Source organism: Gammaproteobacteria bacterium, assembly GCA_035546635.1.
Classification (GTDB): Bacteria; Pseudomonadota; Gammaproteobacteria; order JAURND01; family JAURND01; genus DASZWJ01.
This window is the reverse complement of record DASZWJ010000006.1, coordinates 20,707-39,996: the sequence shown is the minus strand read 5'-3', so window position 1 is coordinate 39,996 and position 19,290 is coordinate 20,707. Positions and strand designations below refer to the sequence as shown.

The window sequence follows — 19,290 nt, the reverse complement described above, 5'->3', positions numbered from 1 at the left end:
AGATATCCATATCCCAATCATTCCCGCAACATATTTACCGTTAATTCCTGCAAAATATTAGCGTTTTCATTACAGTTTGCCAACAGGCGCAGCGCTTCGGCTCGCAGAGATGCTACACGTGCTTTAGCAGGTGCTAGGCCGGAAATGACTGGATAGGTGGATTTTTCATGTTTATCATCACTTCCAGGTATTTTACCTAAAGTGGTGAGGTCTCCTTCAATATCCAGAATGTCATCTTGAATCTGGAATGCCAATCCTAGGCATTTTGTATATTCTCGTAAAGAAGTTAACTCAGTGTGTTTTTGATTGGCTGCGTGTATACCTAATTCCACACTGGCAGCAAAAAGTGCGCCAGTTTTTAAATGGTATAGTGTTTCAATGTCTTTTAGCGTCAAAGGTTTGCCTGTAGCGTGTAAATCCAATGCCTGGCCGCCGGCCATGCCACGCGAGCCGCAGGCTGCAGCAAGTGAGTTAATCATTAAGAGGCGTTGTTCTGTGGGTGTGCGCTGATTGTCTGCTAATAGTTGAAATGCCAGCGTTTGTAAGGCATCGCCTGTCAAAATAGCAGTCGCTTCATCAAAGGCTTTGTGGCAGGTGGGTTGGCCACGTCGAAGATCGTCATCATCCATTGCGGGTAGGTCATCATGTACCAGGGAGTAGGCATGGATTAATTCAACAGCTGCAGCGGGGATATCAAGCTCAGTTAGGCTTGCGCCCAAGGTTTCTCCAGTGGCATAGACGAGTAGTGGGCGTAAACGTTTGCCGCCAGTTAATACGGCATAGCGCATAGCCTGGTGCAGACGTGTGGGCTCCTGATTCGCGGGTGGCAGAACTTGCGCTAACACTTGGTTAATTCGCTCGCGGCGTTGTTCGGTGTATTCAGTCCACGTGGTCACTGGTTTTCATCTAGGTTGGGCTCGTAAGGCGATAATATCAGTTCGCCATTTTTTTCCAGCAGCATTTGAACTTTCTGCTCTGCAGTTTTTAGCGCCAGCTGGCATTGGCGAGTCAGATTAATGCCTTTTTCAAAGTCATGCAGCGATTCTTCTAAGTTTATGCCGCCGCGCTCCATTTTCTCTACGAGTTGGTTAAGCTCGGCTAAAGCGGCTTCAAAGTTAAATTCATCAGATTTTTTGTTGGCCATCTAAGTCTCGTTGGGAAGTTTCTGGGGTATTGTAAGCGATTTGGGAAGGTAATGGAAAAAATATAGGTGTACGGTAGTGACAGTATAAGATAAAAGTGATAGTTTGAAAAATACATAAAAATACGAATTAAAACTGATAAATGAATTTATTGGGAAATATTACAATTATTTTTGGCAAAGAAAAGGAGATTTAATTATGAAATTCAATAAACTGGCATCATTCATGCATGGCATGGGCAATATTTATAATTTGTTACCCCCTCCTGTTGAAGATCCATTTCAAGGTAAAACTGATTTACAACGACTACAAAAAGATTGGGAAAATATTGGCAATGATATGAGAAAATCCTTGGCAAGAGAAATTGAAGTATATGAATATAGAAGCTCCACTAGATATAATAAAGTCTAAAGATAGGAATTGTTCACCATCTCAGCATGTGGTTGCAGCATATTCCGGTCCTATTCCTTCAGCAGCAGAATTAAAAAAATATAACGAGATACACCCGGATTTTGCTGACAGGATTATTAAAATGACTGAAAAAGAAGTTGAGCATAGACATATCTTAACGGAAAATAATGCTAAAGAAGATAAAGTCCTACAGAAAAGAGGCCAAATATTTAGTGCGAGCATTGCTATTTCAGGTATGGTAATTGCGGCAATTGTCGGTATTTTTGGGTCTTCAGCGGTTTGGATACACTATTGCTGGATGTGCTCTTGGGTCTCCATTATTAATCAGTCTTATAGGTCAATATACCAATAGAAATAAAAACTGAGACGCTATTTTCAGTTTTCTGTAATCCTAATCATATTCTGTAAGGCTTGCTTTGCATGAGCAACCAGCTGCGCCTGATCGGCTTCGCTCAAGCGTTGGCGGCGGCCGGTGAATTCATTGACTACATCACCTGGTTTGACTTCATTGTAAGCGGGTGCTTTGCCCTGGCGCAGCAGATCGAGTAATGCGACCAAGTGGGGCGGGTCATTGCGCGACATGGTTGCGCAGCCGCAGCCCATGTTACTGCTGTCCGAAAGTGCCGCATTACCTACATTGACGACAGAAATGCCTTTGGCAGCGGCCGCTTGTTTTAAGTTTTCTACCATGTGGTTTTCAGTACCAATGGCGTATTTTGCTGTGCCAGCTCGATCATAGATGACATGATCCCAGATAAACGCGGTGGAACCGTGGGTGTCGGCGACATCGACCACGGTTTTCCTACATTCGGGATGTACAATGACGTGGTAGCCCTGGGTTTGCCAATAAGCAACCATTTCTGGTTGATAATAAGTATGTACGCCGCATTGACTGGAAAATAAAATGAGCTGTGCTTCATCAAAACGTTGTTGTGTAGCAGGGTCTTGGTTTGCCAGTTGGTAATCCGCGCCTTCAGTGCCGGAAGGCCAATAGGCGATTTTCTCCGGCGTGATGCCGATCCAGCCGGCGACGTTTTCACCCATATGTTTATCTGGAATGAATAAGATTTTCTTTTGTTGAGTCATAGCCCATTCAAAAATTTTCCTGACATTACCGCTGGTGCAAACTGCGCCGCCTTGTGCGCCGGTTAAAGCTTTTACGCGCCCTGAAGTGTTCATATAACAGATAGGTAAAATATTCTTCTCGCCGAAACGTGCGTTTAATTCCAAAAATGCGGGTTCCACCATGAAATCTTTAGCAAACATTTCCATGGTGCAGCCGGCCTTAGGATTAGTAATAAAAACTTGCTGGTGCGATAACGCAAGTAAGCTCACAGCTTCTGCCATAAAGTGTACGGCAGATTTAACAATGATAGTTTTTTCAGGTTTGCGGGAAGCTATGACTGACAGCTGGTAGGAATCACCAATATAGCCTCCCAGCTGTTCAATTAGTTTGACAATTTCACCGCCCATATAATAATGCGCAAGCAGCAGCAATGAGTCGCCAAAATGTTGTTGGGCGGCTGCGACATAGGGTTGCATCCAGTCTAATACGGTTTGGAATTGCCGGTTGGGCAGTGCTAGATATTCCTCTGCATAAGGAATAAATTCTTTTTGGTACCAATCCAGCGGATAATCGGTTTGACATAATTCCATGTCGGCTGGTACTTGGAGTTGAGTTTGGGGAAGAACAAATTCAGTGTTGGAAGGGTTAAGGGACATAAATACGCTCCGAAACAGATTCGTTTTTGTCAGTCCCTTGACTCAAAACCACGTAATATATCCAACATGGCCATAACAGATATTAAAAATTAGTAACTATTCACCACAGGACTGAAACAGCCATATTTTCCCAACCTCGCCCCTAAAAATTTAGGGAAGATCTTGGAAAAAATCTGACCGTTTTGTGCTACTTCAAGCAATGTGCTGAATAGTCACAAAAATTATATATTAAGCAACACCCCATCGCTAGATTGAAAAACTGTCTCCTCAAAGCAACTTGATTTATGCGGAAAATCCTCCCGATAATGCCCACCGCGGCTCTCTCTTCTGTGTAATGCGGAGCGGACTATCAGTTCGGCTACCAAGATAATATTTCTTAATTCAAGTAAGTCACGGGTGATGACATGTTTCCAGTAATATTCTTCAATCATTTGCCTGCGTGCCAGGATTAATTGCAGTAAATCCTTTAATCCGGCTTCTGTTCTAACAATACCGGCGTAGGAAGTCATTTCGCCGCGTAATCCGCGCCAATGCGCATTGATTTGACTGGCGCGGCGTAAATCAGTGACGCCTTGGGAGTTCCAATCACGTGGCAAAGTGCGAGTTGCAATGGGTTGTTCAATCCAGGTCAGGCAGTCTTTGGCAGCTGCTTGCGCCATAACGCCAGCTTCTAGCAGGGAATTGCTGGCTAAGCGGTTGGCGCCGTGCAGGCCAGAGAAGGCCACTTCACCTATGGCATAGAGCCGGTGTTTATCTGTTCGGCCGCGCGTGTCGGTTAAGACGCCGCCACAGAGATAATGCGCGGCAGGAACTACCGGGATTCTATCTTGGCTCATATCGATATTAAGACTAAGTAGCGTATGAAAGATATTGGGGAAATGTTTTTCTAAAAACGTTCGGGAGCGGTGGGTGATGTCTAGGTGTACATAATTATGGGCGCTATGCTCGATTTCTGTGAAGATGGCGCGTGCTACGATATCACGGGTAGCAAGTTCTTTCTGTTCTGGTGCATAACGCGTCATAAAGCGTTCACCCGTATCCGCCAGGCGTAAATAACCACCTTCGCCGCGTACAGCTTCTGAAATCAGAAAGTTATGACACTGTCGATGATGCAGCAGTGTTGGATGAAATTGATAAAATTCCATATTACCAACGCGAGCGCCTGCGCGGTAAGCCATAGCGACACCATCACCCGTGGCCACATCGGGATTGCTAGTATAGCGATAAGTTTTGCCTGCACCGCCAGTGGCTAGCACCACGACTGGTGCAAAAAAGGTATGGATGAGACCACGAGTGACTTCCAACACATAAGCACCCACGATTTCGCCATAATCGCCAGGTTGATGTTTGGTGTTCTCAAGCAATAAATTGACGGCTACATGTGATTCAAATATCACAATATTAGTTTGATGTCTGACACGAGTAGTCAGCGTTTCAATCAGTGAGCGCCCAGTATGATCGCCACAATGAAAAATTCTGCGTTGTGAATGACCACCTTCCTGAGCTAGATCAGATTGGCCGAAGGCATTTTTATCAAAACCAACCCCGTAATCCTGTAAATCTTGGATAAATTGCTGACCTTTTCCAATAATATTCGCAATGGCTTCTTGGTTGCCTAATCCATCACCAGCAGCCAAGGTATCGGCGATATGCTGATCTATAGAGTCTTCTTGACTGAATACAGTGGCAATGCCGCCTTGGGCGTAATAACTATTCGACTCATTAAAGGAGGTTTTGCTGATTAATGCGATGCGGGTTTTAGGACGCAGTTTGGTAAGCTCCAGGCAAAATATCAGCCCTGCGACACCGCTGCCTATGACTAAGGCATCAAAAAATTCGCGTTCACCGCGTTGGGAAATGGTGTTCATCATGTTTAGCTCATGGAATAATTTTGGTAGCCGCGCATAGATAGGTCCACTTGTCCGGCGCCATAAGTTAGTTCGCCGATAGAAGCATAGTCAACTCCAGTAGCAGCGACGGCGGCAATGGTATTTAAAGTAATGTTGCCTGAGGCTTCAGTTTCAAAAATACCACGGCAGTCGGCAGCGCAATGTTGCATGGTCAGAAGAGGCATATTATCTAGCAGCACTCGGTTGACTTTTTTTTGTCCCAGTGCAAACACTTCATCCAATTCTTGGCGGGTGCGTACTTCTATAATGACGGGTAATGATTGGGGGTTCAGTCGAGGTAAAACTTCCATCACGCGTTTCATTCCCCCGGACATGTCCACATGCGTGTCTTTAACCATAATCGCGTCATATAGACCCATGCGATGATTGACGCCGCCGCCACAATGTACGGCATATTTTTCAAGACGCCTGAGTCCTGGCGAGGTTTTGCGGGTATCGAGTATTTTTAAACTGCTATCTTTAACACGATCTACATAGCGAGCAGTAAGGGTGGCGATGGCGCACAAATGGCGCAAATAATTGAGTGCGGTTCTTTCGCCTTTTAATAATGTTTGTGCATCTCCGGTAATGGTCAAGAGCTCTGCACCGGGCACCAATTGCTGTCCATCTATATAACTGGATTGAATATCGCAATGGGAGGAAAGCCGCGTAAAGAGTAGGCGTAGCCATTCAATACCGCAGATAGCGATGGGTTCTGGATGTTTGGATACGATCTTTGCCTGGTGGCGCTGGGTGTTGGTGGCTAGAGGGAATAATAACTCCGTGGTCACATCACACCAAGGGGAGCCTAAATCTTCATCTAAAGCTAAGTTGAGTACAGAAATATCTAAGGGGTCGGGTTGCCAGGGCATGGGTGATTCTCTTGTGGTTTTGTGTGTTTTGGGGCTCACCCCCTTTGAAAAAGGGGGTCGTAGGCCGCAAGGCCTGCGGGGGGATTTAAAAAGCTAGTGAGTACTAACACACCATATTGCGCACCCAAAACTCTTTAAATCCCCCCTCAGGCCTTACGGCCTTCGACCCCCTTTTTCAAAGGGGGTGAGAACAGCACTGCCTCTCTTGTGAGAGAGTGAGTTAAGCTCTTCAGCTACAGATACTTTAAGCCGTCTAAAAGCCCTCAACACCTGGTTGACAGAAATAAAATATTTCCAAGCGCGTTCCTTAAGTGGCCGCAGCAATAATGGCATCCAAGGGAGCACAGCTTCTCCAGGTGCCCAGTCGGGGCGCCAGCGCTGCATAATTTTGCGCCGCTGCATTAATGAGACCGTTGGTATGCCAAGGTTAGATGCCAGGTGACCTATACCGGAATCATTGCCAATAAACCAAGCTGACTCATAGATATATTGTGCCAAGGTGTCTAAAGAAGGTTGTGCCGTTACGAGAAATCCTTGATTTTCCAGCATAGAAACCTGTGGTTTTTCAGAAGGGGCGACCACAAATTCAGGGTCATAACCTTCAGCCTGTAATCGTCTGGCCATAGTGCAAAAGCGCTCGAGTAACCAGTATTTAGCAAACTCAGAGGCGGTAGGATGAATAATGATGCGCTGTGAATTCTTTCGAAATTGTAACCCGGGAGGCGCGTTTAGGCCATTTTCGCGCACAACCAAAGGAAGTTTTAACAATTCCTTACATACGGCAACTTGTATTTCAACCATGGAGATTTGACGTCTATAGAGCGGAAAATGATCTAGGATCACCACCCTTGGATGCCAAGAATTGGCTTGGTATAAAACATCTCTTGGATAGCTATGCAGCAATAAATCAAAGGGTTGTAACACTGCTTGGCATTGGCTCTCATCAGGATAAGGTTTTATTTGCATTCCGGGAAACCAACGCTGTAAGCCAGTAAGATAATTGCTAAAAATAGTTACCTTGTAGCCGTTTAGTTGTAAATTGTTGACTATAATCATAGCCAACAATGCATCTCCCAAACGGGGTGACATAACAAAAGCAATGGATTTTACGGAAGCTAAAGATAGGGTCATGAGTCAATTTTTTCCTAACCTTGCGAAGAAACTACTTAAAAAAGGAACTTAGATTCACCTTGTTTTTAGCAGGTTTATATTGCGCAAACAGTAACCCCAAAAATAACACATAAAAATGTCCGGTCGATGAGGTATAGATAAAAGCATTAAAACTGCAGCTTATCATAGCAGATAGGGTAAGTGCCTGTGCAATGTGCCGTTCATCCGTTAGTCGAAAACTCGCATACCATTGAGTATAAAAGAAATACAATAATGCGCCTAACCCAACCAAGCCTCCTTGTACCAGTATCAGCAGATATTCATTATGTGGATTATTCAAAGTCCCCCAGCCTGGAATAACCGGTGTTTTTTTATAGGTTGCTTGAAAAGAAGCTGTCCCCATACCCATGATCGGATGTTCGCGAGTTAGTACTAAAGAATATTTGAAAAAAGAAATCCTTAAATCAGGTTTATGGAGGGCATGTCCTTTTGCATTTATTTGTTGTGAATGATGGCTAGGCAATAAATTCGGCAGCAGGGAGTTAACACGATTATGAAAGGATGCGGATAAATTATAGATAAGAATTCCCAACAGCAAAATAGCGATGATTCCGAATAATAGGCTACGTAATGCGACTTGGGTATATTGATCTTGATCGGCTTCACGATCTAGGTGCGCTAAAGCTTGTTGCATAAAAAATAAGATCATTAACCCGAAATAAACCATCCAACCCGTGCGACCGTCATTAATAAAAAATTCATGAAAGGTAAAAATAGCGGCTAGCAACCAGCACAACCAGCGGTAATGTTGACCGTAAAGTGCGCGTTGCACAAGCACATAAGTAGAAAAAGCGACAAAATAACTGGTTTCAATATGACTGTGAAAGATAAATTGTGGGGAGCCGGTTTTTCCCAGATGTAGGGGGGTATATTTGGTCAAATAAGATAATGCAACTGTGACGGTAATCGTCAGCAAAAAAGCACTAATGGCGTGCTCGCGCCAGCGCCGCTCTGTACACAGCGGTAATATCAAAATGAAATAGCCCAATTTCAGGTATTTATGAAATGCACCCCATCTATCGTGCCAGCTGGCTATGCTCCAAAACATGCCAGCAAAAACAATGGCGAGTAATATGAGAATGCTGAGTGTGATGGGATGGGTGCGGATCAATTTGAATTCGATAAAAAGCTTGCCAGAAAGGAGGCAAAAAACACTTGCGGCCAAAATAGCGGCATCAGTACCGCTGATGGTCAATGGAGAAAGAAAAGCGGATGCTACCAGGCATAAGTACCCAGCTAACAATAAATAGGGTCGTGAGCGGGAATAGGTTTGCTGGAACTGAGTATAAAGCGTCATCTAGAATTTAGCTCTTCAAGCCTGTAGTGTAGTAGTCGTTGGCGCAGCGCGAAACTCAAAAAAAGTATATCTCCCCAGCAACTAACCCAATTTTAAACTCTCCCACAAGGGGAGAGGTTAAAATTGAGAAGATGCCGGGACGATGTGCATTTTTTGAATTTTAGGTTGGCGACTTTGTTACGATCGCTGCAAATCAAATTCCGCATAAAGTGGTGCATGGTCAGAGAGCCTGCGCCAGGGAAGTTTGGTAAAACGTTGACAGTTTAACACCTCTATCCCTCGAAAATAAATACGGTCGACCTGCAAAGCGGGGCTCCATACCGGAAATGATCTGGCATATTTACCCGTTAATACTTTAAATGCTTCGCGTAAATTTAAATGCGTTTCCAGAAAATGTTTGGCATGGCTTTGCCAGTCATTAAAATCACCCGCCAGAATCAGGGGTTCCCCAGTGGGCACATGCGTTTCAATGCGTTTGCACAGAATATCCAACTGTTTTTCCCGTTCTATCTTAAACAGTCCAAAATGGATGCAAATCGCATGAATGGGTATGTTAAAACCGGGGATTTCCAATACTCCATGGAGTACACTGCGGCTGGCGTGTTCATGTAGGGAGACATCGATATTCTCCCAACTGATAAATGGGAATTTACTTAAAATCGCATTGCCATGATGACCGACTTCATAAATCGCATTTTTGCCATAGGCAAAATAAGGCCAGAGTTGTTCGCCTAAAAATTCAAATTGTGATTGTTTAGGCCAGGTTTTTACCGTGATTTCATGACTGGTATGTTCACCTTGTATTTCTTGCAGGAAGACAATGTGTGGATTAATTTCGTGTATGGCTTCTTTAATAGGGTGGAGTACGAAACGCGAACTGGTCGTGCTGAATCCTTTGTGGATATTGTAGGTGAGTATTTTTAATATATTGTTTTCTGACATAAATAAAGTTATATCCAATACTTTATATACAATATCAAACGACCCACCAGTTTTTGATGCCAAGGGCGTTTATACCAATTGCTTAATTGTATTTCTTTTGCATGCGCCAAGTCTGCAATAAATTGCTCCATCAGCATTTGCCGAGATTGTCGTGAGCGGACATTGACATCAACTTCCAGGTCATGTAACAGACTGCGATGATTTAAATTGCTGGAACCTACCATAAACCAATCATCTAGAATCAATGATTTGGCATGTAGCATCCCGGGAAAATATTCAAAAATTCGGACGCCGGCGGCTAGGAGCCGTTCATAAAAAGCCGATGATGCCCAGGACATAATAAAAATATCGCTTTTTTGTGGCAACAGGATGCGTACATCGATTTTTCCCTCTGCTAGATCCAGTAATGTTTTTAACAAGCGGTTATCTGGCACAAAATAGGCGTTAGTGATCCAAACGCGTTTTCTGCATTTAGATAAATGTCGTAGCAAATCTTTATATAAAACACGACGCCGGTGACGTGTATTGTTTAAGCGGATAATAGCACGGGTATCCACACGTCGAAATATATTGTGGAACCGATCCTGAATGGCCGTGTGGTGCCAGGCTGCTAAAAACGCAGCGCGTAAATCATCAATACGAACACCAATCAGTTTGACGACGGTGTCACGCCAATTCTTGCCGCCTTCAGCAACGCTTAAATGGCATAAACTGATATTGGCACTACCGATAAACACTGTACTGTTATCGATGATACAGACTTTACGGTGGTTTCTAGTATTTATTTGAAAAATGAAATAAAGGCTTTTAAAAAGTCGTGGCAGATGCGTAATCATGCGTGGCCATCGCCATAGGTGCCATGGGAAAGGATGAAAAATCCGTACTTCAACACCGGCGGCTTCCAGCCCATTGGCCAATGTCCCACCCCATCCTATGCTTCCTGCGCCATCGACGAGAACCCTGACACGCACTCCCCTTTTTGCAGCTGCAGCTAAAGCATCAGCCACACGTTGCCCTAAGGCATCATTGTCAAAAATATAGGTTTCCAAATCGATGCTGGTTTTAGCCAAGCCGATATCTGTCAGCAGCGCTGTGAAGTAAGCTTCTCCGGTTAAAAAAACCGTTTCTGATATGTGACGGTCCTTCATGGGGGGGTGGTAATCCGTTTTAAGGTGTCGATGATATGGTATAACGCATCAGCTGGTGAGTCAGTGAGGAAAATATGTTTTAAATCATCAGGATTGATTGTGCCGTTTTTTAATAGGGTTTTGCGTATGTAATCGACTAGGGGTGACCAATAGTCTGATCCCATCAATACTAAGGGAAAGTTTTTTATCTTGTGCGTTTGAATCAAGGTTGACATCTCAAACAACTCATCGAGTGTGCCAAAGCCGCCAGGTAGGGCAATAAATCCCGATGAATATTTGGTCAGCATGACTTTGCGCACAAAAAAATGGTTAAAAGTGATTCTTTTATCGACGTAAGGATTGGCGAGTTCTTCCTCGGGGGTTGCAAGATGAATATTGCAGCTGACGGAAAAACCATGGGCTTCTTGGGCGCCGCGGTTGGCGGCCTCCATAATGCCGGGACCGCCGCCGGTCATGACGGTTAAACCGGCTTCGGCTAGCATATAACCCATAGTGCGGGCAGTTTGATAGTAGCGATGGGTTTCAGGGAAACGCGCTGAGCCAAATAGGGTAATGCAGTTGTTTACTTTCCTGAAGGCATAAAAGCCGCGCATAAATTCATAAAATATCCGCAACGCACTCCACAAGCCGGTGCCAAAATTTTCAGTTCGGGTTAAAAACTTTTCATCTTGCAACTGATAATTCGGTTTTTGCAGGCAACCTTTTTTCGCAGTTTGCTTGGTTTTCTTGCTCCTTCTTTTGGCCATGAGGCTAAATCTCTTCCTTGTGGATAAATGCAGTTTAGCATTATAACCCTAAATGTGGGTGAGTAAGAATCTTAGTGATTGTGGTGGCGTAGGCTTTAGGTTAAGCACTGTAACTCCCTTGACACCCATGCCCTAACAGAGGTATTAAGGCAAAGCCTAAAATAGAGGATTAAACATGGGTATAGACAATGGTGACTTACCACGCGGGCGCGGCATCTATTTGCTGCCTAATTTGTTTACCTTGACCGCTTTGTTTGCGGGTTTTTATGCCATTGTGGCTGCGATGAAAGGTGTTTTTGATAATGCCGCCATCGCTTTATTTATTGCTATGGTGATGGATACATTGGATGGTCGCGTGGCGCGTCTGACACATACGCAGACGGCATTTGGGGCTGAGTTGGATAGTTTATCGGATATGGTATCGTTTGGGGTGGCGCCAGCGTTGATGGCTTATACCTGGGGGCTTAGTACGTTAGGCAAAGCAGGCTGGTTAGTAGCATTTCTCTTCACGGCAGGTGTGGCTTTGCGTCTTGCGCGCTTTAATACGCAAACCAACGTCAGTGATAAACGTTATTTTCGCGGTCTACCCTGTCCGGCAGGGGCGGCGGTAATTATCAGCTTGGTGTGGAGCATACAGGAATTGGATCTAAGCAATCACGGTATGCGTATATTGGTGGCGATTGTTACCGTCATTACCGCATTGCTGATGGTGAGCAATGTGCTTTATTACAGCTTTAAAGATTTTAACCTCAAGAACCGTGTGCCGTTTATCGTCATTATCCTGTTGGTGTTATTTTTCGTGTTGATTTCGGTTGATCCACCGCTAGTGTGGTTGGCCTTGTCAGTGGGCTTCATGCTGTCAGGACCTGTGCTTTGGGTATGGCGTTTTAAGCGCCACCGGTATGGCAAAAAATCTGGAAAAGGAGCAGATGAGGAATAAGTGGATCTCACCCCCTTTTTTCAAAGGGGTGAGAAACGGTTAACACTCTGGCACATTCACTGCCAATCCCCCCAACGAAGTTTCTTTATAAATCGTCATCATATCTTTGCCAATCTGTTGCATGGTCTGTATGACATTATCCAGGGAAACTTTATGCTGGCCGTCCTCAGCGAGTGCCAGGAAAGCTGCATTAATGGCTTTCACTGCGCCCATGGCATTGCGTTCGATGCAAGGAATCTGTACTAAACCTTTGGGTGGATCGCAAGGTAAACCTAAATTGTGTTCCATGCCGATTTCAGCAGCATTCTCTACTTGCGCAAGCGTACCGTTTAATACAGCTGCCAATGCACCTGCAGCCATAGAGCAGGCCACACCGACCTCGCCTTGGCAACCCACTTCAGCTCCCGAAATAGAGGCGCGTAATTTATATAAAATGGCGATGGCGCCGGCGGTGAGAAGAAAATCTATGATGCCTTGTTCGCCGTTTTGTTGTGGACAAAATTCTCGATAATACTGCAAGACTGCAGGAACGATGCCGGCGGCGCCGTTCGTGGGGGCGGTGACTATGCGTCCACCGGCGGCATTTTCTTCATTGACAGCCATGGCATAAACATTTAGCCAATTCATCGCATCAGGGTGATGGCTGCCAGGTTTACCCCGTGCGAGAAGTTTTTTATACAAAGCCGCTGCGCGACGTCGCACTTCTAAACCGCCTGGTAAAATACCTTCTGTGGAGCAGCCTTTGTGGATGCAGGCTGACATGGTATTGGCAATGTCTAACAATGCTTGATGGATTTGTGCTTCTGGACGGAATACCGCTTCATTGGCCAGCATCAATTGGCTGATGCTGAGGTTGTGTTGACGGCATAGTGATAGCAGTTCTTCAGCGGTTGAGAAGGGGTAAGGTACAGGTTGCAGGGCGGCCGCCTGATCGAACTGTGCTTCTGTTACAATAAAACCGCCGCCTATGGAGTAATAAGTTTGCGCATAGGCAATACTATCTTTGCCGGAAAATGCAGTAAAACGAAGACCATTGGTGTGCTTAGGTAATACTTCTTGTCGATAATACAGCAAATGGATTGCTTCAAAAAAAGAGATGCGGTGACTGCCAAGTAAATTTAGATAGCCACTGTCGCGAATATTCTGCAATTTTTCAGGAATGGTATCTGGATCTATGGTATCGGGTTGTTCTCCGCATAATCCCATGAGTAGGGCTTTGTCAGTGCCGTGCCCGCGGCCGGTTAAGGCTAACGAGCCGTATAAAGCAATTTGTATTTCAGTAATATGAGGCAGAATATTTTGACTTTTTAACTGCTCGACAAACTCGCGAGCTGCTTTCATGGGGCCAACGGTGTGCGAGCTGGAGGGGCCTATGCCGATTTTAAAGATTTCAAATATGCTGATATACATGAGGAGAGTTTAGCCAAAAAAATAGTAGTGCTCAAATATTTTTCATGATTATTTGGTTGATATAACTTAAATTTCCGCCAAATTACCTTTCTGCTCCAACCATAGCTTCCGGTCGCTGGCGCGTTTCTTAGCCAATAACATATCCATCAGGTCTTGAGTTTGATCGTCACTCACCTGCAATTGTACCAAGCGGCGGGTATCAGGAGACATGGTGGTTTCGCGAAGTTGTGAGGGATTCATTTCTCCTAAACCTTTAAAGCGTTGGATGTGCACGCTACCTTTCTTTTTCTCCGCGGCAATGCGATCTAAAATACCCTGTTTTTCCTCATTATCCAACGCGTAAAATACCTCTTTGCCAATATCAATGCGATACAAAGGTGGCATGGCCACATACAGGTGTCCGGCGTTGACGACAGGGTAGAAGTGTTTGAAAAACAATGCACATAGGAGTGTCGCAATATGCATACCATCGGAGTCAGCATCGGCCAGAATGCAGATACGATTATAGCGTAAGCCGGTCAGATCATCGACGCCTGGGTCAACGCCAATGGCGACAGCGATATCATGGATTTCTTGTGACGCCAACACTTGTGAGGACTCCACCTCCCAGGAGTTAAGAATTTTACCGCGCAATGGCATAACTGCCTGAAATTCTCGGTCTCTTGCCTGTTTGGCAGAGCCGCCAGCCGAGTCGCCTTCTACTAAAAATAGTTCACTCTGTGATGAATCTTGGCTGGTGCAATCCGCTAATTTGCCAGGAAGGGCAGGTCCAGCCGTAACTTTTTTTCGTAGTACTTGTTTGCTGGCGCGACTGCGTTGCTGTGCGTTTTGAATAGCAAGCTCAGCCAAAGCCTCACCTGCGGCCACATTTTCATTCAGCCATAGACTGAAAGTATCTTTCACGACACCGGTCACGAATGCAGCGCATTGTCTTGACGTCAAACGTTCTTTGGTTTGCCCGGAAAACTGTGGATCACGTATTTTGACTGATAATACATAATTGCATTGATCCCAGATATCTTCGCTGGATATTTTAATGCCGCGCGGCAATAATTTGCGAATTTCACAGAATTCACGTAATGCTTCAAGTAACCCAGTGCGGAAGCCGTTCACGTGCGTGCCGCCTTGTATGGTGGGGATGAGATTGACGTAACTTTCAGTGACCACCACGCTATCTTCGGGCAACCAAGTGACTGCCCAGTCTACTTTTTCGGTATTGCCAGCGGCTTGGCCTAAAAACGGTTCTTCCGGCAGGCGTACGCTGTCACTTAAGGCATCTACCAGGTAATCTCTTAATCCATCTTCATAAAACCAAGTTTCAGTTTCACCATTGGCTTCTTGCGTGAAGCGCACAGTTAATCCCGGGCAGAGCACCGCTTTGGCGCGTAGTAGGTATTTTAAAGGGGCAATAGCAAATTTGGCTGAATCAAAATATTTGGCGTCTGGCCAGAAGCGGACGCTGGTGCCTGTCTCAAATTTTCCACAAGTACCCGTCACTTTTAAGGGTGCATCAGGTTCGCCGCCTTTGAATGACATGAAATGGGTTTTGCCATCGCGTTTGACCTTAACCTCTAGTCGTTTGGATAGGGCGTTGACTACAGATATACCCACACCGTGCAAGCCGCCGGAAAACTGATAATCTTTATTGGAAAATTTTGCGCCAGCATGTAGCCGCGTCAAAATTAATTCCACACCGGAAATTTTTTCTTCGGGATGAATGTCGACGGGCATGCCGCGGCCGTCATCGATCACCTCCAGGGAACCGTCGCTGTATAAAATGACATCAAGGTGTTTAGCAAAACCAGCGACGGCTTCGTCCACGCTGTTATCCACGGCTTCCATCGCTAAATGGTTGGGATTGTGGGTATCAGTATACATACCCGGGCGGACGCGGACGGGATCGAGGCCGCTTAGGACTTCAATAGACTCAGCGGAATATTTGCGAGAGGTTGGATCTGCCATGGAAACACACCAGTGATTAAATAATTATTAAAATCTTAGCTTAGTAAAATTGTTTTTACTAGCGGTTGTCAGGCAAAAGCCAAAAATACGCTTTTCAGCAGTCTGGTAGGGATGAGGCTTCTTTAGAGATGAAATAAATGGCTTATCTTATGGATAAAAGCTACCATACCCACCCCTAAGAAATTCAAGGTGAGCTTTGCTAAGAATATCTTTTTTGCTATTGCTAGCATTTACCAGCTTTGTTCAAACCATCTACGCTGACACGCTGGATAAAATTAATCATATTGTTATTATCTATCTGGAAAATCGTAGTTTCGATAATCTTTACGGCTTGTTTCCTGGTGCAGAGGGTGTACAAGGTTTAACGCCCGCGCAATATCAGCAGGTGGATAATGATGGCAAGCCATTTAGCCAGCTACCGCCGGTGTGGAAGAATAGCAGGGGAGATATTGATCCAGCATTCAGTGGCAAACCACCATTACCCAACCGCCCATTTCAATTGAATGCACCGCCGTACAATTTAGCGTTGAACATGCCAAGTCATGATCTGACGCATCTATTTTATGTCAATCAAGAACAGATTAACCATGGCAAAAACAATCGTTTTGCCGCTGCTTCAAACGCAGGTGGTTTAGTGATGGGTTACTATGATGGCTCCAGCATGAAATTATGGCAGTTGGCGCGGCAATATACGCTGGCGGATCATTTTTTTATGGGAGCTTTTGGTGGTTCTTTTCTTAACCATTTTTGGCTAGCCTGTGCTTGTGCGCCAGAGTTTCCAGGTGCGCCTGCTAAATTAATTGCTAAGCTTGAAGATGACGGTGTGACTTTAAAGCGAGGATTTTTCTCTCATGGTAGCGCGATGGATGGTCCGCCGAGCTTTAGTCGTACTGGACCCATCACGCCAGATTTGTATGCGGTGGATGCAGTCCAACCGCCTTATCAACCGAGTAAAATACCGCCCGCCCCGGGTGGTGACCCGCGTTTTGCAGATCCTTCACAATATCCGCTGCCACCGCAGACGGCTAAAACCATTGGCGATGCTTTATCTGAGAAAGGCATCAGCTGGGCATGGTATACCAATGATTTCAACCGGGCAGTTGCGGAGTATAGCCAACCCGCAGAGGTAAGAGAAAAAGCGTCGCATCAGGTGAAATTTTCCACGCATCACCTACCGTATAATTATTTTAAAAACTATGCGCCAGGCACCAAAGCTCGTGCCGAACATCTCAAAGATTTGCAGGATTTGCTGGCTGCAATCAAAGCAGGCACTCTGCCGCAAGTGGTATTTTATAAACCGGATGGCATATTTAGCCAACATCCTGGAATGGACAACATTGTGGAAGGAGATGCCCATGTTGCCGATCTGGTAGCGCAAATTCAGAAAAGTCCGCTATGGAATAGTACACTCATCATCATAACCTATGATGAAAATGGCGGCTTTTGGGATCATGTGCCGCCACCCAAGGGCGATCGTTTTGGACCGGGTACACGTATTCCGGCGATTTTAATCTCACCGTATGTTAAAAAAGGTTTCGTCGATCATACGCAATATGATACGACTTCTATTTTAAAGCTGATTACTCGGCGCTTTGGTTTGGAGCCGCTGCCAGGGTTGCGGGCTAATATGGGGGATTTGACTGAGGCTTTGGTTGAATAGAAGCGAGTAAATCCTTAAACCTATCCCACAACAGCTGCGGTGTAATTTCCAACATGCATAACGGTTCAGCATGTACCTCATTGCCATAGTGACAGCGATGCCGATAGCACAAGGTGCAGACAAAAGGGGATACCAAGTGTTGTTGATGTAAGCCAATTGTTCCAGTTAAGTCTTTGCTCGTCGGTCCGTACAAGGTAATAGCTGGCACATTTAATGCTGCAGCCAAATGACTCAATCCCGTGTCGCTACAGATCGCGCCTGCCGAACCAAGTAGAATTCGCGCCTGTTCTGATAGTGTACAAAACGGTAATACTTGTGCGTTAGCCAAGCCTTGGCAAATATGCATCGCCCGTTCTTCTTCCGCTTTATTGCCCCAGGGTAGCAACACATTAAAACCTGCATTTCCTGCGATAGTCACTAATTCGCGCCAAGCCTGTTCTGGCCACATTTTGGTTGGCCAGCTGGCATTATGTACAAAAACGAGGTAGCGTTTGGGTAACTCAAAAGACAAGGCAGGAAAGGGGTAATCCTTGATGCCATAATCTGGGGGGGTATTGGGATAGGGGTAATTGAAGGCTCCCGCAAATAATAAACGCAAGCGGGTAATCGCATGCAGGTTTCTATGGGCAAAATGGCGCTTTTGATAAGCTAAAGACACCAGCCGTTCTCGGCTAGATACTCGATCAAGGCCATGACGCACGCCTTTGGCTAAGAGTGTAACCGCAGCACTTTTCAAGGAGGATTGCCCATCAATCACTAGGTCATAGCGTTCTTCACGCACGCTACTCAAGAATGTTTGAATTTCCTTGTTTTTAAGCGATTGCCAGAAATTTTTACGCCATTTACGGTGGGAGGTTGGAATGATTTTGTTAACCGCCGGATGCCATTTGGCGACATCAGCAAAGCTTTTCTCAATCACCCAATCGAAGGATAAGCCCGGTATGGCGCGGCTGGCATCGGTAAGGGCGGGTAGCGCATGGATTAGGTCGCCCATAGAAGTGAGTTTTATAAATAGCGCACGCATGAATCAGTCTCGGGGAATAAAGCAAACTTACAGTTTAGCATGTGCTTGAAAAGCGGAGAATCTCTTTGTAGTCATCCCGACATGGATGCCAAGACGATACCTGCTGTGAGCTGTCCGCGCTTCCAGGTACAACTTTACAATTTTACCAACCTGTCTAATAATGCTGGCTAGTCACCTATCCTGGAACTTCATGGCCACGCCCGACTTAAGTGTAATTATCATTACCAAAAATGAAGCACCACGTATTCGGCGTTGCCTTGAATCTGTCCGTTTTGCTTCCGAAATTATCGTCTTAGATTCCGGTAGTACGGATAATACGGTTGCGATTTGCCAAGAATATACCGATAAAGTGTATACGACCGATTGGCCTGGATTTGGGCTGCAGAAAAATCGTGCACTGGAAAAAGCCCAGGGTCAGTGGGTATTGGCAATTGATGCAGACGAGTGGGCTGATGAGGCGTTGTGTACTGAAATAATGGCAGCTATTTCTGCAAATGATTCATCAGTTAATGCCTTTGCTATACCGCGGCGTACCAAATACCTAGGTTATTGGGTTTATCATGGTGATGTGGGCAGAGATAAAGTTATCCGCCTATTTCGTCGAGGACAGGCACGATTTAGTGAAAAGGTGGTACATGAAAATCTAGTTGTCGATGATAATCGCGTCGGTCAGCTAAAGCACCATTTGTATCATGATTCTTACCGCACCATAGAAGAACTGCAGGAGCGGATGAATACCTATACCACCTTGAGCGCGCAAATACGTTATCAAAACGGAAAACGCTCCTCCCTGACTAAAGCCGTGACACATGCTATCTGGGCATTTGTTAAAGCCTATTTTGTGCGGGGTGGTTTTCTGGATGGTCGTATCGGGTTTATAGTGGCAGTATCCAGTGCCGAAAGTAGTTATTATCGCTATTTAAAATTATTATGGCTAGAGCAGCCTAAAATATAG

Annotated in this window: 18 protein-coding genes; 5 read left to right on the top strand and 13 right to left on the bottom strand. The window is 45.3% G+C overall.

Annotation, left to right across the window (positions count from 1 at the left end):
- Positions 1-17 precede the first annotated feature (17 nt).
- Positions 18-896, bottom strand: a complete 879-nt coding sequence (locus VHE99_00900) for a farnesyl diphosphate synthase (GenBank protein HVV67587.1) — start codon at positions 894-896, stop codon at positions 18-20.
- Positions 893-1,144 (bottom strand): exodeoxyribonuclease VII small subunit, encoded by a 252-nt coding sequence (locus VHE99_00895; GenBank protein ID HVV67586.1) that lies wholly within the window; start codon positions 1,142-1,144, stop codon positions 893-895. Before VHE99_00895 ends, VHE99_00900 begins: the two co-directional genes overlap by 4 nt.
- 196 nt (positions 1,145-1,340) lie before the next feature.
- Between VHE99_00895 and VHE99_00890 the strand changes: the two genes are divergently transcribed.
- Together VHE99_00890 and VHE99_00885 are read left to right on the top strand one after the other, a co-directional pair.
- Positions 1,341-1,553 carry a hypothetical protein gene (locus VHE99_00890; GenBank protein HVV67585.1) on the top strand — a complete coding sequence of 71 codons (213 nt, stop codon included), beginning with the start codon at positions 1,341-1,343 and terminating at the stop codon, positions 1,551-1,553.
- Positions 1,516-1,905: a DUF2335 domain-containing protein gene (locus VHE99_00885; protein ID HVV67584.1), complete on the top strand. Its 390-nt coding sequence runs from the start codon at positions 1,516-1,518 to the stop codon at positions 1,903-1,905. Before VHE99_00890 ends, VHE99_00885 begins: the two co-directional genes overlap by 38 nt.
- A gap of 23 nt (positions 1,906-1,928) precedes the next feature.
- Here VHE99_00885 and nadA read toward each other — a convergent pair whose 3' ends face one another.
- From nadA to VHE99_00845, 8 genes are all read right to left on the bottom strand, one after another.
- On the bottom strand, positions 1,929-3,275 hold the full coding sequence (nadA, locus tag VHE99_00880) for a quinolinate synthase NadA (GenBank protein HVV67583.1): 1,347 nt from the start codon (positions 3,273-3,275) through the stop codon (positions 1,929-1,931).
- A 221-nt stretch (positions 3,276-3,496) separates the two neighbouring features.
- Complete coding sequence (nadB, locus tag VHE99_00875; GenBank protein ID HVV67582.1) at positions 3,497-5,146, bottom strand: L-aspartate oxidase; 1,650 nt, start codon at positions 5,144-5,146, stop codon at positions 3,497-3,499.
- Between the two features lie 2 nt (positions 5,147-5,148).
- On the bottom strand, positions 5,149-6,036 hold the full coding sequence (gene nadC, locus VHE99_00870) for a carboxylating nicotinate-nucleotide diphosphorylase (GenBank protein HVV67581.1): 888 nt from the start codon (positions 6,034-6,036) through the stop codon (positions 5,149-5,151).
- Between the two features lie 153 nt (positions 6,037-6,189).
- Positions 6,190-7,167 (bottom strand): glycosyltransferase family 9 protein, encoded by a 978-nt coding sequence (locus VHE99_00865; protein ID HVV67580.1) that lies wholly within the window; start codon positions 7,165-7,167, stop codon positions 6,190-6,192.
- 31 nt (positions 7,168-7,198) lie between these two features.
- Entirely contained in the window at positions 7,199-8,503 is a 1,305-nt protein-coding gene (locus VHE99_00860) for an O-antigen ligase family protein (protein ID HVV67579.1), read from the bottom strand.
- A gap of 177 nt (positions 8,504-8,680) precedes the next feature.
- Entirely contained in the window at positions 8,681-9,445 is a 765-nt protein-coding gene (locus VHE99_00855; GenBank protein HVV67578.1) for an endonuclease/exonuclease/phosphatase family protein, read from the bottom strand.
- An 8-nt stretch (positions 9,446-9,453) separates the two neighbouring features.
- Positions 9,454-10,593 carry a phospholipase D-like domain-containing protein gene (locus tag VHE99_00850; GenBank protein ID HVV67577.1) on the bottom strand — a complete coding sequence of 380 codons (1,140 nt, stop codon included), beginning with the start codon at positions 10,591-10,593 and terminating at the stop codon, positions 9,454-9,456.
- Entirely contained in the window at positions 10,590-11,339 is a 750-nt protein-coding gene (locus tag VHE99_00845) for a TIGR00730 family Rossman fold protein (protein ID HVV67576.1), read from the bottom strand. Before VHE99_00845 ends, VHE99_00850 begins: the two co-directional genes overlap by 4 nt.
- 175 nt (positions 11,340-11,514) lie before the next feature.
- On the opposite strand from VHE99_00845, the gene pssA reads away from it, so the two are divergent.
- Complete coding sequence (gene pssA / locus VHE99_00840; protein HVV67575.1) at positions 11,515-12,279, top strand: CDP-diacylglycerol--serine O-phosphatidyltransferase; 765 nt, start codon at positions 11,515-11,517, stop codon at positions 12,277-12,279.
- A 39-nt stretch (positions 12,280-12,318) separates the two neighbouring features.
- On the opposite strand, the gene VHE99_00835 is transcribed toward pssA, so the two are convergent.
- A complete protein-coding gene (locus VHE99_00835) occupies positions 12,319-13,689 on the bottom strand; it encodes an L-serine ammonia-lyase (protein HVV67574.1) in 1,371 nt (456 codons plus the stop codon).
- A 66-nt stretch (positions 13,690-13,755) separates the two neighbouring features.
- A complete protein-coding gene (parE, locus tag VHE99_00830; protein HVV67573.1) occupies positions 13,756-15,651 on the bottom strand; it encodes a DNA topoisomerase IV subunit B in 1,896 nt (631 codons plus the stop codon).
- Positions 15,652-15,847: 196 nt separating this feature from the next.
- Here parE and acpA point away from each other — a divergent pair, with 196 nt between their 5' ends.
- The gene (gene acpA / locus VHE99_00825; GenBank protein HVV67572.1) at positions 15,848-17,311 is read left to right on the top strand and encodes an acid phosphatase; all 1,464 of its coding nucleotides are present in this window, start codon (positions 15,848-15,850) and stop codon (positions 17,309-17,311) included.
- Here the strand turns inward: acpA and waaC are convergent.
- Positions 17,274-18,335 (bottom strand): lipopolysaccharide heptosyltransferase I, encoded by a 1,062-nt coding sequence (gene waaC / locus VHE99_00820; protein HVV67571.1) that lies wholly within the window; start codon positions 18,333-18,335, stop codon positions 17,274-17,276. The genes acpA and waaC overlap by 38 nt on opposite strands.
- Positions 18,336-18,525: 190 nt before the next feature.
- Here waaC and VHE99_00815 point away from each other — a divergent pair, with 190 nt between their 5' ends.
- Entirely contained in the window at positions 18,526-19,290 is a 765-nt protein-coding gene (locus VHE99_00815) for a glycosyltransferase family 2 protein (protein HVV67570.1), read from the top strand.

Coding starts and splice junctions, on each gene's coding strand:
- VHE99_00895 (HVV67586.1), bottom strand. CDS start 1,144: ATGGCCAACAAAAAATCTGATGAATTTAACTTTGAAGCCGCTTTAGCC.
- VHE99_00890 (HVV67585.1), top strand. CDS start 1,341: ATGAAATTCAATAAACTGGCATCATTCATGCATGGCATGGGCAATATT.
- VHE99_00885 (HVV67584.1), top strand. CDS start 1,516: ATGAATATAGAAGCTCCACTAGATATAATAAAGTCTAAAGATAGGAAT.
- nadA (HVV67583.1), bottom strand. CDS start 3,275: ATGTCCCTTAACCCTTCCAACACTGAATTTGTTCTTCCCCAAACTCAA.
- nadB (HVV67582.1), bottom strand. CDS start 5,146: ATGATGAACACCATTTCCCAACGCGGTGAACGCGAATTTTTTGATGCC.
- nadC (HVV67581.1), bottom strand. CDS start 6,036: ATGCCCTGGCAACCCGACCCCTTAGATATTTCTGTACTCAACTTAGCT.
- VHE99_00865 (HVV67580.1), bottom strand. CDS start 7,167: ATGACCCTATCTTTAGCTTCCGTAAAATCCATTGCTTTTGTTATGTCA.
- VHE99_00860 (HVV67579.1), bottom strand. CDS start 8,503: ATGACGCTTTATACTCAGTTCCAGCAAACCTATTCCCGCTCACGACCC.
- VHE99_00855 (HVV67578.1), bottom strand. CDS start 9,445: ATGTCAGAAAACAATATATTAAAAATACTCACCTACAATATCCACAAA.
- VHE99_00850 (HVV67577.1), bottom strand. CDS start 10,593: ATGAAGGACCGTCACATATCAGAAACGGTTTTTTTAACCGGAGAAGCT.
- VHE99_00845 (HVV67576.1), bottom strand. CDS start 11,339: ATGGCCAAAAGAAGGAGCAAGAAAACCAAGCAAACTGCGAAAAAAGGT.
- pssA (HVV67575.1), top strand. CDS start 11,515: ATGGGTATAGACAATGGTGACTTACCACGCGGGCGCGGCATCTATTTG.
- VHE99_00835 (HVV67574.1), bottom strand. CDS start 13,689: ATGTATATCAGCATATTTGAAATCTTTAAAATCGGCATAGGCCCCTCC.
- parE (HVV67573.1), bottom strand. CDS start 15,651: ATGGCAGATCCAACCTCTCGCAAATATTCCGCTGAGTCTATTGAAGTC.
- waaC (HVV67571.1), bottom strand. CDS start 18,335: ATGCGTGCGCTATTTATAAAACTCACTTCTATGGGCGACCTAATCCAT.
- VHE99_00815 (HVV67570.1), top strand. CDS start 18,526: ATGGCCACGCCCGACTTAAGTGTAATTATCATTACCAAAAATGAAGCA.